The sequence below is a fragment of the Acidovorax sp. Root267 genome, assembly GCF_001429215.1.
Taxonomy (GTDB): domain Bacteria; phylum Pseudomonadota; class Gammaproteobacteria; order Burkholderiales; family Burkholderiaceae_C; genus Acidovorax; species Acidovorax radicis.
The window spans coordinates 71,340-85,575 of record NZ_LMJC01000008.1; the positions used below are offsets into that span (position 1 = coordinate 71,340).

Below are 14,236 nucleotides of genomic sequence, written 5' to 3' on the forward strand. Positions count from 1 at the left end.
GCCCCGTGCGGGCGCAACCAGCCGTGGTTTCTGGCGTTGCCCACCCGCCCGGCAGCCGGGAAACGCGAAACGCTGCCTGTGTCGGCTGCCCGACCTTCGTGGTGCTGCCGCAGTATTCGCCTGCCGCAAAATGGCGGATACCCCTTCGGCCCACCCACACCAGACCACAACCCCATGGCAGTGAATCCCAACGTCAGCAACCCGGGCGCCGCGTCCGATGCGTCGCCCTCCACACCCGCTGCACCGCGCAGGGCGTTCCTGAAATCGGGCACGGGGCTGGCCGTCCTGGGAGGGGCAGCGGCCGCCGGGGCGGGTTACCTGCTTTACCGGCCCGGCAATGACCGGCAACTGGTCTTTGGCAACCTGCGCGAGGCCATGCAAGAGGTAGAGCGCCTTGCGGGCGCCGAGGTCCAGCCGCTTGCGCCCGCCACGGCCTGGAACTGGTCCCAAACGCTGGAGCACTGCGCACAGAGCATCGAGTTCTCGCTGCAGGGTTTTCCGGCCCCCAAGTCGGCGCTGTTCCAGAACACGCTGGGTGCAGCAGCTTTCAACGTGTTTGCCCTGCGCGGCCGCATGAGCCACAACCTGGCAGAACCCATTCCCGGCGCGCCCGCGCTGGATGCGTCCACGCCCGACGCGTCAGCGGCCCTGGCCCGGCTGCGCAAGGCCGTGCAGGACTTTGCCGCCCATGCCGGGCCGCTGCAGCCGCACTTTGCCTACGGGGCATTGAGCCGCGCGCAGTACGAGCAGGCGCACGCCATGCACTTGGCCAATCACCTGTCGGCGTTTGATGTGCGGGGCTGAGTGGAGGGCTGGTGCAACGCGTGCGGTGTGGGCCGCGGAACCCTGACTGAGATTGTTTGCTATAAATAATGTAGCTATTAGCGCTTGTTCAATAAGCGCTGGAGCCATTTTTCTTAACATTTTCTGATTGTCAGATCAGCCCAGATCGTCAAAGTCCCACTGGGCGCACAGCGCCTCAAAGCGATCGGCGTCCAGGGCGCTCAGGAACAAGCCCGGCTCTGCAAGCTCCCCCTCGGCATGCAGGTACCACACCAGCGCCTGCGGCCCCACGGTGAAGATGCGCAGCCCCGCTACATCCACCACGGCCTGCGCCTGCATGGCGTGCAGCAGCGCTGCCAGGCCCCCCTGCGTTGAGAACCCATGGCACGCGCGCATGCCGCAGAACGGGTAGCCACCCTGGGCCATCTGGTAGTAGGCGATGGTGTGCAAAAACGCATCCAGGCCCAGGTCTTCCTCGTGCCAGTCGGGGGCGTCCAGGTCGGTGGTTTGCCATACCCGCTGCTGCGCATCGGTGGCCCACCAGCACACGGCCTGGTTTTCTTCCAGAAACAGCAGCTTGTCGCCCAGGCACTCCAAATCCTGCAGCGGCGCAAACCGCTGAAAACCGGCCATCAAATCGGCACGCCTGCCCACGGCGGCGTAGTAAGCGTGCAGGGCAGGGGGCACCTTGCACCCCAGGCGATGGCTTGCGGCAGCCAGTTCATCTTCCGTCGGCCCGTCTTCGGCGCTGACAGGACGGCCCAGCAACCAGGCAAGGGTGTCGGAAAGGGGCGGGGGGGTGAAGGCGGTCATGGGTTTCGGTTGTGAGAGCCACGCGCGGCCGGTGCAGGCCGGATGTTGGGGGGACGATTGATGCAGGTCAAGAGAGGGCGTGCTGCAGCTTGGGGCAACGTGGAGTGCAAAGCTACCATCCCCCGATGGGCCCAGGTGCCCGCAAGGATGGACCATGAGCAAGCATTGGAAGACAGCGGCGGCCCTGGCCGTGGTGCTGCTGGGAGGAGGGCTGCTGTTGCACTGGGCACCCTGGCAGGCCAAGGGGCCCGGCCCCGGTTTTGTGAGCGGCAACGGCCGCATCGAGGCCACCGAGATTGCCGTGGCCACCAAGCTGGCGGGGCGTGTGCTCGATGTTTTGGTGGCCGAGGGCGATTTTGTGAAGGCGGGGCAGCCTCTGGCCCGGATGCAGATCGACGGCCTGCAGGCCCAGCGCGAAGAAGCCGTGGCCCGGCTGCAGCAGGCGCAACTGGCCATCGGCAGCGCCCAGGTGCAGGTGGCGCAGCGCGAGAGCGACTACCAGGCTGCCCTGGCCGTGGTGGCCCAGCGCGAGAGCGACCTCGACACCGCCCGCCGCCGCCTGCCGCGCTCAGAACAGCTGGCGCGCGAAGGCTTTTTCTCCAGCCAGTTGCTCGACGACGACCGCGCCAAGGTGCGCAGCCAGCAGGCCGCCGTGACCGCAGCCAAGGCCCAGGCCAAGGCCGCGCAGGCGGGCATTGGGGCATCGCGCACGCAGGTGACCAGTGCCGAGGCGAACGTGCGCGCGCTTCAGGCCACGCTGGCCCGCATCGATGTGGAGCTGGCCGACAGCGAGCTCAAGGCGCCGCGCGACGGCCGCGTGCAGTTCCGCGTGGTGCAGCCTGGCGAGGTGGTGGGCGCGGGCGCACGGGTGCTGCAGCTGGTGGACCTGAGCGACGTGTACATGACCTTCTTCTTGCCCGAGACGGTGGTGGGCCGCGTGGCGCTGGGCAGCGAGGTGCGCATCGTGCTCGATGCCGCGCCGGGCTTCGTGATCCCGGCCACCGTGTCGTTCGTAGCCAGCACCGCGCAGTTCACCCCCAAGACGGTGGAGACCGCGAGCGAACGCCAGAAGCTCATGTTCCGCGTGCGCGCCCAGATCGACAAGGCGCTGCTGCTGCGCCACCAGGAGCAGGTCAAGACCGGCCTGCCTGGCGTGGCTTGGCTGCGGGTGGACCCTGCGGTGGAATGGCCCGCCAATCTCGCCGTCAAGGCCGACCAGTGAGCCTCCCCGGCAGCGTGGCACCCGTGGCCCGCCTGCGTGGCGTGGGCCAGCGCTACGGGCGCACGGTGGCGCTGGATGGCATCGACCTGGAGGTGGCCGCCGGCCGCATGGTGGGCCTGATCGGGCCGGACGGCGTGGGCAAGTCCAGCCTGCTGGCGCTGGTGGCGGGTGCCCGCGCGGTGCAGCAGGGCACGGTGGAGGTGCTGGGCGGCGACATGGCCCAAAGCCGCCACCGCAGCCGCGTGTGCCCGCGCATCGCCTACATGCCGCAGGGCCTGGGCAAGAACCTGTACCCCACGCTGTCGGTGGAAGAGAACCTGCAGTTCTTTGGCCGCCTGTTCGGGCACGACGCGGTCGAGCGTCGCCGGCGCATCGATGAACTCACGCGCAGCACCGGCCTGCACCCATTCCTGCCGCGGCCTGCGGGCAAGCTCTCAGGCGGCATGAAGCAAAAGCTGGCCCTGTGCTGCGCGCTCATCCACGACCCCGACCTGCTGATCCTGGACGAGCCCACCACCGGTGTCGACCCGCTGGCGCGCGCCCAGTTCTGGGACCTGATCGGCCGCATCCGCGCCGCGCGGCCGGGCATGAGCGTGATCGTGGCCACGGCCTACATGGAAGAGGCCCAGCGTTTTGAATGGCTGGTGGCGATGGACGAGGGGCGCATTCTCGCCACTGGTACCCCGGCCGAGCTGATGGCCCGCACCGGGCACGATGCGCTGGAGCAGGCCTTTGTGGCCCTGCTGCCCGAGGCCAAGCGCCGGGGCCACCAGGCGGTGCAGATTCCGCCGCTGGACCGGTCGCAGGCCCATGATGCCGCCAACGTCGCCATCGAGGCGCGCGACCTCACCATGCGTTTTGGCGACTTTGTGGCGGTGGACCACGTGAGCTTTCGCATCCAGCGCGGCGAGATCTTTGGCTTTCTGGGCAGCAACGGCTGCGGCAAGTCCACCACCATGAAGATGCTCACCGGCCTGCTGCCCGCCAGTGACGGGCAGGCCTGGCTGTTTGGCCAGCCGGTGGACCCCAGGGACATGGCCACGCGGCGGCGCGTGGGCTACATGTCGCAGGCGTTTTCGCTGTACAGCGAGCTGTCGGTGGAGCAGAACCTGGTGCTGCACGCCCGCCTGTTCCATGTGCCCGAGGCCGAGGTGCCCGCGCGCGTGACGGCCATGCTGGAGCGCTTTGACCTGCAGGCCGCGCGCGGCTCGCTGCCCATGAAACTGCCCCTGGGCATGCGCCAGCGCCTGTCGCTGGCCGTGGCCATGGTGCACCAGCCCGAGCTGCTGATCCTGGACGAGCCCACCTCGGGCGTGGACCCGATGGCACGCGACCACTTCTGGCGCCTGATGGTGGAGCTGGCGCGGCGCGACAAGGTCACCATCTTCATCTCCACCCACTTCATGAACGAGGCCGAGCGCTGCGACCGCATCTCGCTGATGCACGCGGGGCGGGTGCTGGAGAGTGCCGCGCCACAGGAGATCGTGGCAAAGCGCGGCGCCACCACGCTGGAAGAAGCCTTCATCGGCTACCTGGAAGATGCTGCGGGCACGGCCCAGGCTCCTGTACCCGTGGCGGCTTCGGGCACGACTGCGCTATCGCCGGTGTCCGCGCCCAACACTCCCACCTGGCACACCCGCCTGCGCCAGAGCCAGGCCCGCATCCACAGCACCCAATGGCGTGAAGCACTGGAACTGCGCCGCGACCCGGTGCGCGGCGCCATGGCGCTGCTCGGCTCGCTGATCCTGATGTTCGTGATGGGATACGGCATCAGCATGGATGTGGAGAACCTGCGCTTTGCCGTGCTGGACCGCGACCAGACCGCGCTGAGTCGCGCCTACACGCTGAACCTGGCAGGCTCGCGCTACTTCACGGAGCAGCCGCCGATTGCCACCTACGCCGAGCTGGATGCACGCATGCGCTCCGCCGAGATATCGCTGGCGCTGGAGATCCCGCCTGGCTTTGCGCGCGATGTGGCACGCGGCCAGCCGGTGCAGATCGGCGCCTGGGTGGACGGCGCCATGCCCCAGCGCGCCGAAACCGTCATCGGCTACGCCCAGGGCCTGCACCAGCAGTGGCTGGTGGAGCAAAGCCGCAGCCGCACGGGCGTGGCGCCCCGGGGCCTGCTGGAGGTGGAGCCGCGCTATCGCTACAACCCCGACGTGCGCAGCCTGCCGTCCATGGTGCCTGCCGTGATCCCGCTGCTGCTGCTGATGCTGCCCGCCATGCTCACGGCCCTGGCCGTGGTGCGTGAGAAGGAGCTGGGCTCCATCATCAACCTGTATGTCACGCCCACCACGCGCACCGAATTCATGCTGGGCAAGCAGCTGCCCTATGTGCTGCTGGCGCTGTTCAACTTTGCCCTGATGTGCCTGGCGGCAGTGACGGTGTTTGGCGTGCCGATGACGGGAAGTTTTGCCACGTTGACATTGGCCGCCGTGGTGTTCAGCCTGTGCTCCACGGGCATGGGCCTTTTGGCCTCCACCGTCACGCGCAGCCAGATTGCGGCGATGTTCTTTGCCATGGTGGGCACGATTATTCCGGCCGTGCAGTTTGCGGGGCTCATCAACCCGGTGTCGTCCATGACGGGCTTTGCGCGCTGGGTGGGCGAGGTCTACCCAGCCAGCCACATGTTCACCATCAGCCGGGGCGTGTTCAACAAGGCGCTGGCCCTGCAAGACCTGCAGGCCGAGTTCTGGCCCATGCTGGTGGCGGTGCCGGTCATCATTGGCGCTGCGATTGCGCTCCTCAAAAAGCAGGAGACCTGACATGGCGCTGCGTGGCCGCTGGTCCAATATTTTCCGCCTGGGCATCAAGGAGCTGTGGAGCCTGTGGCGCGACCCGGCCATGTTGTTCCTCATCGTCTACACCACCACGCTGGCGGTGTACTCGGCGGGCATGGCGCAGCCCGAGACGCTGCACCATGTGCCCATTGCCATCGTGGACGAGGACGACTCGGCCTTGTCCCAGCGCATCGCCACCGCGTTCTACGCGCCCCAGTTCACGCGCCCCGCCATGATCGGCATGCGCGAGGTGGACCCGGGCCTGGACGCCGGCCGCTTCACGCTGGTCCTGCACATCCCCGCGCATTTCCAGCGCGATGTGCTGGCAGGCCGGGTGCCGCAGGTGCAGCTCAACATCGACGCCACGCGCATGGGGCAGGCGTTTGCGGCCAATGGGGCGGTGCAGCAGATCGTGCAGCTGGAGGTGGCCGAGTTCGTGCAGCGCGACCGCGCCGTGGCCGAACAGCCCATCGAACTGACGGTGCGCTCGCGCTTCAACCCGGCGCTCAACCCCGCGTGGTTCGGCTCGCTGATGGAGCTGATCAACATCGTGACCATGCTCTCCATCATCCTCACCGGCGCCGCGCTGATCCGCGAGCGCGAGCATGGCACGGTGGAGCACCTGCTGGTCATGCCCGTCACCCCCGGCGAGATCATGCTGGCCAAGGTCTGGGCCATGGCGCTGGTGGTGCTGGTCGCTACCTGGGTGTCGCTCACGGCGGTGATCCGCTGGGCGATTGGTGTGCCCATCGAGGGCTCGGTGCCGCTGTTCCTGCTGGGGGCCACGCTGCACCTGTTTGCCACCACCTCCATGGGCATCTTCATGGCCACGGTGGCGCGCAGCATGCCGCAGTTTGGGCTGCTGATGGTGCTGGTGATGATGCCGCTGCAGATGCTGTCCGGCGGCGTCACCCCGCGCGAGAGCATGCCGCTGTGGGTGCAGTACGGCATGGCCCTGGCGCCCACCACGCATTTCACCGAGCTGGCCCAGGCCATCCTCTACCGGGGCGCGGGCTGGGCGGTGGTGTGGCCGTCGCTGGTGTGGCTGCTGGGGATTGGGGCGGTGCTGTTCAGCCTGGCGCTGGCGCGGTTTCGCAGGACGATTGCGCGCATGGCGTGAACGCTTGAAATGCTATTGAATGTGTAGCTGTTTGCGCTTGATACATAAGCGTGAGAGGCTAATTTGACGTGAAATTCACGTTGTCGGGCCGCCCCGGCAGGTGCAGTTGCGCCACGGGTGCCGGGCTGCTGGCCAGCAGCCTGCCGCGCCGCCACACGCCCAGGCGCGCTGCGCGCAGGCGGATGGCCTCCACCGGATTGCGCGCGTGCAGCAGCACAAAGTCGGCATACGCGCCCGGCTCGATGCCGTAGCCCTCCAGCCCCAGCAGCTTGGCGGGATTCACCGTCACTGCATCAAAACACTGCCGCATCGCGGCCTGGCTGGTCATCTGCCCCACGTGCAGGCCCATGTGCGCGGCCTCCAGCATGTCGGCGCTGCCGCCGCTGTACCAGGGGTCGAGCACGCAGTCGTGGCCAAACGCCACCGTCAGGCCGGCAGCCATCAGCTCGGGCACACGGGTCATGCCCCGGCGCTTGGGGTAGGTGTCGTGGCGGCCTTGCAGCGTGATGTTGATGAGCGGGTTGGCCACCACGCCCAGGTCGGCCTCGGCCATCAGCGGGATGAGTTTGCTCACGTAGTAGTTGTCCATGCTGTGCATGGAGGTGAGGTGCGAACCCGTCACTCGGCCCTGCAGGCCCAGGCGCTGGGTTTCAAAGGCGAGGGTTTCCACGTGGCGTGAATGCGAGTCGTCGGATTCGTCGCAGTGCATGTCCACGCGTTTGCCACGGTGGGCCGCCAGTTCGCAGAGGATCTTCACGCTTTCCGCCCCCTGGGCCATGGTGCGCTCGAAGTGCGGGATGCCGCCCACCACGTCCACGCCCAGGTCCAGCGCACGTTTGAGGTTGTCGAGCCCGCCGGGTGCGCGCAGCACGCCGTCTTGCGGGAAGGCCACCAGCTGCAAATCCAGGTAGGGCGCCACGCGCTGCTTCACATCCAGCAAGGCCTGCACGGGCAGCAGGCTCGGGTGGCTCGTGTCCACATGGCTGCGGATGGCCAACAGGCCCCGGGCCACGGCCATGTCGCAATACTGCAGCGCGCGCTGCACGATGGCGTCGTGCGTCAGCGTGGGCTTGAGTTCGCCCCACAGCGCAATGCCTTCGAGCAGAGTGCCACTTTCGTTCACGCGCGGCTGGCCGTAGCTCAGGGTCGAATCCATGTGGAAATGCGCGTCCACAAACGGCGGGCTGACCAGCAGGCCGCCCGCATCCACCGCCTCGTGCGCGGGGGCTTGCAGGCCTTCGGTCACTTCGACGATGCGGCCGTCCTGCACGGCAATCGACATGTTCTGGCGGCCGTCGGGCAGGGTGGTGTGGGTGATGAGCAGGTCAAGCATGGCGGGTGGAGTCGTTGCTGTCGGGTTTATTCAAGACAAAGGCGGGCTGCATGCCTAAGCTGTGGCTTTCACTGGAGGCATCCAGCCATTTCAACGCATTTTTTGCAAAGGCAGTTTTCATGCAATTTGGCTACACCATTCTCTACGTCGAAGACGTTCCGAAAACCATCGCTTTCTACGAACAGGCCTTCGGCTTTGCACGCCGTTTTTTGCACGATGCAGGCGATTTTGGCGAGCTGGACACGGGAGCCACCTCGCTGGCTTTTGCTTCCCTGCGGCTGATGGTGGAGCTGGGCAAGAACCCCCAGCGCGCGTCGGCCGATGCCCCCAGCTTTGAGATCGCCTTCACCACCGCCGATGTAGCCGCCGCATTGCAGCGTGCGGTGGACGCTGGTGCTCGGCTGGTACAGGCCCCCGAGCAGATGCACTGGGGCCAGACTGTGGCCTATGTGGCGGACATCAATGGCGCGCTGGTGGAGCTGTGCACGCCCATGGGGGCGCCCGCCTGAGCGTATTGCACAGCCTTGAAACGGATTCAGGAGACAGCTGTCACTGCAGAGGCGGTGCATGATGGCCTGCCAACCGGTGCGCGCTGGCGTGCAGTGGAGGAGCGGGGGGGCGCAGGCGCATGGCTCAACGCCTTGGGGTGGTGCGCCAGCGCAGTGCGCCAGGCCGGTGTCCTGCGTCGATGGTGATGCCAAAGAGTGCCCCATCGTGCCCTGACTCAGCCCGCGCCGTGAAGCGGATGCCCTGCCGGGTGGCCTGGCATCGCATCTGGCTCAGCGATATCTCGGCGTGGTCGTTGTTGAGCGCCGCAATGCCCTCGGTATGCACCTCTGCCGCGCTGCCATTACTGTCGCGCCGCAGCCATTGCACATACACAAACGACTGGGCATAACGCGTGGCGTGCACGATGCGGTACGTGCCCGCGCCCTCTGCTGCGGCCATGGGCCATTGGCCGCACACCTGCACCCAGTCCACGTCCGGCGCTGCCGCAAAGGCGGCGTAAGGAATGTCGGCACCCAGCGCGTGGGCTTTGCCGCCGGTGCTGGCAATGGTGGCCAGCGTCAGCACCATGGCCCAAAAAGCTGACGCCGTCCGCCTCCGTGTGGGGCTGGGCAAGCTCATGGCTGCCAGCGCACCTGCACCGCCCAGCCCGTGGCGGCAAGCAACTGCTTGAGCACCGCCTCGGCATTTTCCTTGGCCGTGGCCAGCGTGTTGCCAGCCTGGCAGGCGCGCTCCATGTCCTGCTGGGCCCGCTGCAGGGCCGTGTCGATGGCCTGGGTGCGGTTGGCGGTGCCGGGGATCAGCGGTTCGATGCCCGTCCCCTGCACGGCATAGAAGTAAGACCCGCCCTGGTCCCGGGGGCCGTGGTGGACCCGGGCAGACAGCGTGGCGGGCATGGGCAGCCACAACACGGCCGTCCGGGCGGCGGGGTCCACGGCTTCATAGCGGGCTTGGCGCATGTCGGCGCCCACCAGGCAGTCCCCCTTGGCCACCAGCAGCACCTGAGTGCCGCCCAGGAGCAGTTCCCACTGCGTCCACGGAATGCCCTGCGTAATCTGCTGCGTAAACTCGATGACGTTGGCGTAACGCACCTTGACCGAGACCAGATGCCCCATGCCTTCGACCGCCAGCAGCGCGGGCGGTGGCACAGGCGGCGCGGGCTTGAACGCCACCCACCACATGCCGGCCGCGCCCAGGACAGCGGCCGCCATTGCCGCAAGGAAAAGCTGAAATCGGCTCATGGCCCGTACCTGTGGGGGCTGCACACGCTGCTGCAGCTAGGCGCCGTGGCGCCGGTAGCCAGCCAACAGTGCCGCCAGCACGCCCATGCCCACGGCGCAACTGCGGTTGAGCCAGCGCAGGCCGCGCTGTGAGAGCCAGCGCACGGCTTGCCAGCCGGCGGTGGCATAGACCACCATGACCAGCGTGTCCAGGCCCACAAAAAGCGAACCCAGCACGGCGTACTGCACCGTCTGGGGCTGGGCCGGGTCCACGAACTGCGGCAGAAACGCAGCAAAGAACAGCAGCGTTTTAGGGTTGGACAGCGCCACGCCCAGGCTGCGCACAAAAGCGGCCCGGCCCACGGCCTGCTGGCCCGGCACATGGGCCAGGGCAGCTTTCACATCCACCGGCGGGCTGCGCCACAGTTGCATCGCCAGCCACAGCAAATACAACACCCCGCCGATGCGCACTGCATTGAACAATGTGGCCGATGCGTTGAGCAGCGAACCCAGCCCCACGGCCACCACCGCGATCAGGATGCCCGCGCCCAGCCCCGCACCCGCCATGCCCCAGGCCGCGCGCCGCATGCCGCCGGCCATGCCATTGGCCAGCGCCAACAGCATCGTGGGACCAGGGATCACGGCCAGCGCCAGCGAGGCGGCAGCGAACATGAGCAGCGTTTGCAGCGTAGGCATTCAGCGTTCTCCTTTGCGGTATGGCTTCATCAGCGCCTGAGGATACGCTGCCTTGCGCGCCACCAGCACCAGCGCCAGGATGGACAGCAGGTACGGCAGCATCAAATACACCTGGTACGGCAGCCACGCGCCGCCCGCCTGCTGCAGCCGTAGCTGGAGCGCATCGAAGAACGCGAAGAGCAGGGCGCCCAGCAGCGCCTTGCCCGGCCGCCACGAGGCAAACACCACCAGAGCCACGCAGATCCAGCCGCGCCCGTTCACCATGTTGAAGAAGAACGCGTTGAACGCCGACAGCGTGAGGAACGACCCTGCGACGCCCATCAGCGCCGAGCCCGCCACGATGGCGCCCGTGCGCGTGGCCGCCACCGAGATGCCCTGGCCCTCGGCCGCCTGCGGGTTCTCGCCCACCATGCGCACGGCCAGACCCAGCGGTGTGCGCATCAACACCCAGGCCAGCAGCGGCACCAGCAACAGGGCCAACAGCGTGAGCGGCGTCTGCGCAGACAGGATAGGAATGCCCAGCCACTCCATGGGCGCAAACGGTTCGATGGTGGGCGGCGTGTTCACCTTCGGAAAACTCACGCGGTAGCCGTAGTAACTGACCGCCGTGGCCAGCAGCGTGATCCCCAGGCCTGACACATGCTGCGACAGCGCCAGCCCCACCGTGAGCCACGCGTGCAGCAGCCCGAACACCGCCCCGGTCAGCGCCGCCACCAGCACGCCCGTCCACAGCCCGTAGCCTGCGTACACCGCCAGCCAGCCGGTGAAGGCGCCCGCGACCATGATCCCTTCAATGCCCAGATTGAGCACACCCGCGCGTTCGCACAGCAGCACGCCCAGCGTGCCCAGGATGAGCGGCGTGGCCACGCGCAGGGTGGCAATCCAGAAGGCGGGGTTGGCGAGGATGTCGAGCAGTTCGGTCATGCGCTCGCCTCTGAGTGATTTACTTCTGTTTTGATAGCTGCTGGCGCTTTATGGATAAGCGCTAGAGGCCAATTTTGCTTGAAATTTTGGTTTGAGTGATTGTTCATGGCGGCGTCACTTCCAGCGAATGCGGTACTGTGTGAGCAAGCCAGCCACCAGCACCGCAATCAACGAGGTCGCCACGATCACATCCGCAATGTAGGTGGGCACGCCCACCGCGCGGCTCATGCTGTCGGCCCCCACCAGCACGCCCGCCACAAAGGTCCCGGCCGCAATCACGCCCAGCGGGTGCAGCCCCGCCAGCATGGCAATCACGATGCCGCTGTAGCCGTAGCCCGGCGACATGTCGAGCGTCACATAGCTGGTGCGGCCCGCCACCTCAATAGCACCCGCCAGCCCCGCCAGCCCGCCCGAGAGCAGGGCCACCAGCACGACGGTGCGGGTGATGGGCACACCGGCAAACGCCGCAGCCCGCGCATTGGCACCGGCGGCGCGGATGTCAAAACCCGGCACTGTGCGTGCCAGCAGCGCCCACAGCATCACGGCCAGAGAGATGGCCCACAGCAGGCCCGTGTGCAGGCGCGTCTGGGGTACCAACTTGCCCAGCTCCATGTCGCTTTGCAGCGCCACACTCTGCGGCCAGCCCATGGAGAGCGGGTCTTTCATCGGCCCGTCGAGCAGGGCCGAGACGAGCAGCAGCATGATGAAGTTGAGCAGCAGTGTGGTGACCACCTCGTCCACCCCCAGCCGCGCCTTCATCAGCGCCGGGCCCAGCAGCAAGGCCGCCCCGGCCAGCGCTGCCGCCAGCATCATGAGCGGGAAGAGTAGGTAAGGCGACCATTCCAACCCCGTGCCGCCATGCATGCCGCCCACCGCCACGGCAGCCAGAGCACCGGCGTAAAGCTGCCCCTCCGCCCCAATATTGAACAGCCGCGCGCGGAACGCCACGGCCGCCGCCAGTCCCGTCAGGATCAGCGGCGTGGCGCGGGTTAGTGTTTCGGTCAGCGCAAACACCGAGCCAAATGCACCCTGCAGCAGCAGCGCATAGGTCTGCCCCACCGGCGCCCCGGCCCACATCACCAGCAGGCCGCTGATGAGCAGCGTGAAAACCACGGCGCCCACCGGTGCCAGCACATAGGCTGCGGGGGAGGTGTGATTGCGTTTTTCGAGTCGCATGATGATTTTGTTCTTGTATGTTGGGTCAGTGCATGGCGCCTGCCATCGCCAGCCCAACCGCCTCGCGCGTCCAAGCCTCCGCAGGCCGCGCCTCGCTCAGCTGTCCATCGTGCATCACCGCCACGCGGTCGCCCAGGGCCAATACTTCATCGAGGTCATCCGAAATCAGCAGCACGGCCGCGCCGCCGTCGCGCGCGTTGATGAGCTGCTGCTGCACAAACATCACGGCACCGATATCCAGCCCCCACGTGGGCTGGTGCGCGACGATGAGTTGGGGCGCAGGAGCACTGTGGCCCGCTTCATCCTCAGGCGGCAGCAGTGCCCGGCCAAGGATGAGCTTTTGCATGTTGCCGCCCGAAAGCGACCGGGCTGGCGTGTCGAGCCCGCCGCCACGCACGTCAAAGGTCTCGGCCACATGCTGCGCGTGTTGTCGGGCTGCTCGGCGCTTGACCCAGAAGGCCTTGAACCATGGGTGCGCAAACCAGTGGCTGCGCAGGCGTTCCGACACGGCGTTTTCCCACACCGGCAAATCGCCCACCACGCCCACAGCGTGCCGGTCTTCAGGGATGCGCGCCACGCCCTGGCTGACCAACCACGCGGGCCGGGCTTGCAGGGGTGCCCCGCGCAGTGTGGCTTGGCCCGCAGTGGTGGCGCGCACGCCACACAGCACATCGGCCAGCGCGACCTGGCCATTGCCGCTGACGCCCGCGATGGCCACGATTTCGCCTGCGTGGAGGGTGAGCGACACGTTCTGCAACCGGTCACGGCCGGTGGGTGCGGTGCTCACGTTGTGCAGGCTGCAGACGGCAGCACCCACCACCCGGGCCGGGCGTTGCGCAGGGGCTTCAATGGCATGGCCCACCATCCACTGCGCCAGTTGCCCTTGGGTGGTGCCCTGCGCGGGCGCCTCGGCCACCAGCTTGCCCTGGCGTAGCACGGCCACGCGGTGCGACACGCGCAGCACTTCGCCCAGCTTGTGGCTGATGAAGATGATGGACAGGCCCTGCGCCACCATCTGCGCCAGGGTGTCGAACAAGGCCTCGCTCTCCTGCGGGGTGAGCACCGCAGTGGGTTCGTCGAGGATGAGGATGCGCGCGCCCCGGTACAGCGCTTTCAGGATTTCGACCCGCTGGCGTTCACCCACCGAGAGGCCGCCCACGCGGGCATCGGCATTCACGGGCAAACCAAACTGCTGCGCCACGGCCAGAAGCTTGGCCCGCGCGCTACTGCGGCGCGAGAACGGCTGCCACAGCGGCTCGGTACCCAGAAGCACGTTGTCCAGCACCGTGAGGTTGTCGGCCAGTGTGAAGTGCTGGTGCACCATGCCAATGCCCGCCGCCAGCGCTGCGCGCGGCTGGCCGGGCGGCAGGGGTTGGCCGAAGACTTCGATGTGTCCTTCGTCGGCTACGTAGTGCCCGAACAGGATGGACATCAGCGTGGACTTGCCTGCGCCGTTCTCGCCCAGCAGGGCCAGCACCTCGCCACGCGCCAGGGTCAGGCTGATGGCGTCGTTGGCCACCAGTTTGCCAAAGCGCTTGGTGATGTTTGTGAGGCGTAGGACGGGAGGCATCTCAGTGATTCAGGGGGCAGTGCGCCTGCAGCCGCTGGCTGTTAATCCCTCTCCCCTCGCGGGAGAGGGTGGGGGAGAGGGGGGAGAGG

14 protein-coding genes are annotated in these 14,236 nt (G+C 67.4%); 5 read left to right on the forward strand and 9 right to left on the reverse strand.

Features of this window, described 5'->3' with window-relative positions; all coding sequences use genetic code 11:
- The first annotated feature begins 174 nt into the window (after positions 1 to 174).
- The gene (locus ASE39_RS08800) at positions 175 to 804 is read left to right on the forward strand and encodes a DUF1569 domain-containing protein (RefSeq protein ID WP_057224699.1); all 630 of its coding nucleotides are present in this window, start codon (positions 175 to 177) and stop codon (positions 802 to 804) included.
- A 135-nt stretch (positions 805 to 939) separates the two neighbouring features.
- Here the strand turns inward: ASE39_RS08800 and ASE39_RS08805 are convergent, their stop codons facing one another.
- Positions 940 to 1,596 carry a hypothetical protein gene (locus ASE39_RS08805; RefSeq protein WP_057224697.1) on the reverse strand — a complete coding sequence of 219 codons (657 nt, stop codon included), beginning with the start codon at positions 1,594 to 1,596 and terminating at the stop codon, positions 940 to 942.
- A gap of 154 nt (positions 1,597 to 1,750) precedes the next feature.
- Here ASE39_RS08805 and ASE39_RS08810 point away from each other — a divergent pair, with 154 nt between their 5' ends.
- Genes ASE39_RS08810 through ASE39_RS08820 form a run of 3 tightly spaced genes read left to right on the forward strand, consistent with a single transcriptional unit; the run spans position 1,751 to position 6,721 of the window.
- Positions 1,751 to 2,818, forward strand: coding sequence for an HlyD family efflux transporter periplasmic adaptor subunit (locus tag ASE39_RS08810; RefSeq protein WP_140426724.1), 1,068 nt, complete (start codon positions 1,751 to 1,753; stop codon positions 2,816 to 2,818).
- Positions 2,782 to 5,586: a ribosome-associated ATPase/putative transporter RbbA gene (gene rbbA / locus ASE39_RS08815; protein WP_057270887.1), complete on the forward strand. Its 2,805-nt coding sequence runs from the start codon at positions 2,782 to 2,784 to the stop codon at positions 5,584 to 5,586. Before ASE39_RS08810 ends, rbbA begins: the two co-directional genes overlap by 37 nt.
- Before the next feature lies 1 nt (position 5,587).
- Positions 5,588 to 6,721, forward strand: a complete 1,134-nt coding sequence (locus ASE39_RS08820) for an ABC transporter permease (protein WP_057270888.1) — start codon at positions 5,588 to 5,590, stop codon at positions 6,719 to 6,721.
- Between the two features lie 58 nt (positions 6,722 to 6,779).
- Here the strand turns inward: ASE39_RS08820 and ASE39_RS08825 are convergent, their stop codons facing one another.
- Both ASE39_RS08825 and ASE39_RS27275 read right to left on the reverse strand, forming a co-directional pair.
- The gene (locus tag ASE39_RS08825) at positions 6,780 to 8,054 is read right to left on the reverse strand and encodes an amidohydrolase family protein (RefSeq protein WP_057270889.1); all 1,275 of its coding nucleotides are present in this window, start codon (positions 8,052 to 8,054) and stop codon (positions 6,780 to 6,782) included.
- Entirely contained in the window at positions 8,047 to 8,175 is a 129-nt protein-coding gene (locus ASE39_RS27275; RefSeq protein WP_282434124.1) for a hypothetical protein, read from the reverse strand. The genes ASE39_RS08825 and ASE39_RS27275 overlap by 8 nt, the downstream gene beginning before the upstream one ends.
- Between ASE39_RS27275 and ASE39_RS08830 the strand changes: the two genes are divergently transcribed.
- Positions 8,174 to 8,563, forward strand: coding sequence for a VOC family protein (locus ASE39_RS08830; protein WP_057270897.1), 390 nt, complete (start codon positions 8,174 to 8,176; stop codon positions 8,561 to 8,563). The two genes, ASE39_RS27275 and ASE39_RS08830, sit on opposite strands and share 2 nt — an antisense overlap.
- Before the next feature lie 124 nt (positions 8,564 to 8,687).
- Here the strand turns inward: ASE39_RS08830 and ASE39_RS08835 are convergent, their stop codons facing one another.
- The 6 genes from ASE39_RS08835 to ASE39_RS08860 form a co-directional block, all read right to left on the reverse strand.
- Positions 8,688 to 9,131 (reverse strand): hypothetical protein, encoded by a 444-nt coding sequence (locus tag ASE39_RS08835; RefSeq protein WP_057224693.1) that lies wholly within the window; start codon positions 9,129 to 9,131, stop codon positions 8,688 to 8,690.
- A gap of 47 nt (positions 9,132 to 9,178) precedes the next feature.
- Entirely contained in the window at positions 9,179 to 9,802 is a 624-nt protein-coding gene (locus ASE39_RS08840; RefSeq protein WP_057270890.1) for a DUF4230 domain-containing protein, read from the reverse strand.
- 36 nt (positions 9,803 to 9,838) lie between these two features.
- Positions 9,839 to 10,477, reverse strand: a complete 639-nt coding sequence (locus ASE39_RS08845) for a LysE family translocator (protein WP_057224684.1) — start codon at positions 10,475 to 10,477, stop codon at positions 9,839 to 9,841.
- Positions 10,478 to 11,401, reverse strand: coding sequence for an ABC transporter permease (locus tag ASE39_RS08850; protein WP_057270891.1), 924 nt, complete (start codon positions 11,399 to 11,401; stop codon positions 10,478 to 10,480). It lies immediately after the preceding gene.
- A 114-nt stretch (positions 11,402 to 11,515) separates the two neighbouring features.
- Positions 11,516 to 12,577: an ABC transporter permease gene (locus ASE39_RS08855; protein WP_010458722.1), complete on the reverse strand. Its 1,062-nt coding sequence runs from the start codon at positions 12,575 to 12,577 to the stop codon at positions 11,516 to 11,518.
- 25 nt (positions 12,578 to 12,602) lie between these two features.
- Positions 12,603 to 14,147 carry an ABC transporter ATP-binding protein gene (locus ASE39_RS08860; protein WP_057270892.1) on the reverse strand — a complete coding sequence of 515 codons (1,545 nt, stop codon included), beginning with the start codon at positions 14,145 to 14,147 and terminating at the stop codon, positions 12,603 to 12,605.
- Between the last annotated feature and the right edge of the window lie 89 nt (positions 14,148 to 14,236).

Coding starts and splice junctions, on each gene's coding strand:
- ASE39_RS08850 (WP_057270891.1), bottom strand. CDS start 11,401: ATGACCGAACTGCTCGACATCCTCGCCAACCCCGCCTTCTGGATTGCC.
- ASE39_RS27275 (WP_282434124.1), bottom strand. CDS start 8,175: ATGAAAACTGCCTTTGCAAAAAATGCGTTGAAATGGCTGGATGCCTCC.
- ASE39_RS08800 (WP_057224699.1), top strand. CDS start 175: ATGGCAGTGAATCCCAACGTCAGCAACCCGGGCGCCGCGTCCGATGCG.
- ASE39_RS08855 (WP_010458722.1), bottom strand. CDS start 12,577: ATGCGACTCGAAAAACGCAATCACACCTCCCCCGCAGCCTATGTGCTG.
- rbbA (WP_057270887.1), top strand. CDS start 2,782: ATGGCCCGCCAATCTCGCCGTCAAGGCCGACCAGTGAGCCTCCCCGGC.
- ASE39_RS08860 (WP_057270892.1), bottom strand. CDS start 14,147: ATGCCTCCCGTCCTACGCCTCACAAACATCACCAAGCGCTTTGGCAAA.
- ASE39_RS08825 (WP_057270889.1), bottom strand. CDS start 8,054: ATGCTTGACCTGCTCATCACCCACACCACCCTGCCCGACGGCCGCCAG.
- ASE39_RS08810 (WP_140426724.1), top strand. CDS start 1,751: ATGAGCAAGCATTGGAAGACAGCGGCGGCCCTGGCCGTGGTGCTGCTG.
- ASE39_RS08845 (WP_057224684.1), bottom strand. CDS start 10,477: ATGCCTACGCTGCAAACGCTGCTCATGTTCGCTGCCGCCTCGCTGGCG.
- ASE39_RS08805 (WP_057224697.1), bottom strand. CDS start 1,596: ATGACCGCCTTCACCCCCCCGCCCCTTTCCGACACCCTTGCCTGGTTG.
- ASE39_RS08820 (WP_057270888.1), top strand. CDS start 5,588: ATGGCGCTGCGTGGCCGCTGGTCCAATATTTTCCGCCTGGGCATCAAG.
- ASE39_RS08840 (WP_057270890.1), bottom strand. CDS start 9,802: ATGAGCCGATTTCAGCTTTTCCTTGCGGCAATGGCGGCCGCTGTCCTG.
- ASE39_RS08835 (WP_057224693.1), bottom strand. CDS start 9,131: ATGGTGCTGACGCTGGCCACCATTGCCAGCACCGGCGGCAAAGCCCAC.
- ASE39_RS08830 (WP_057270897.1), top strand. CDS start 8,174: ATGCAATTTGGCTACACCATTCTCTACGTCGAAGACGTTCCGAAAACC.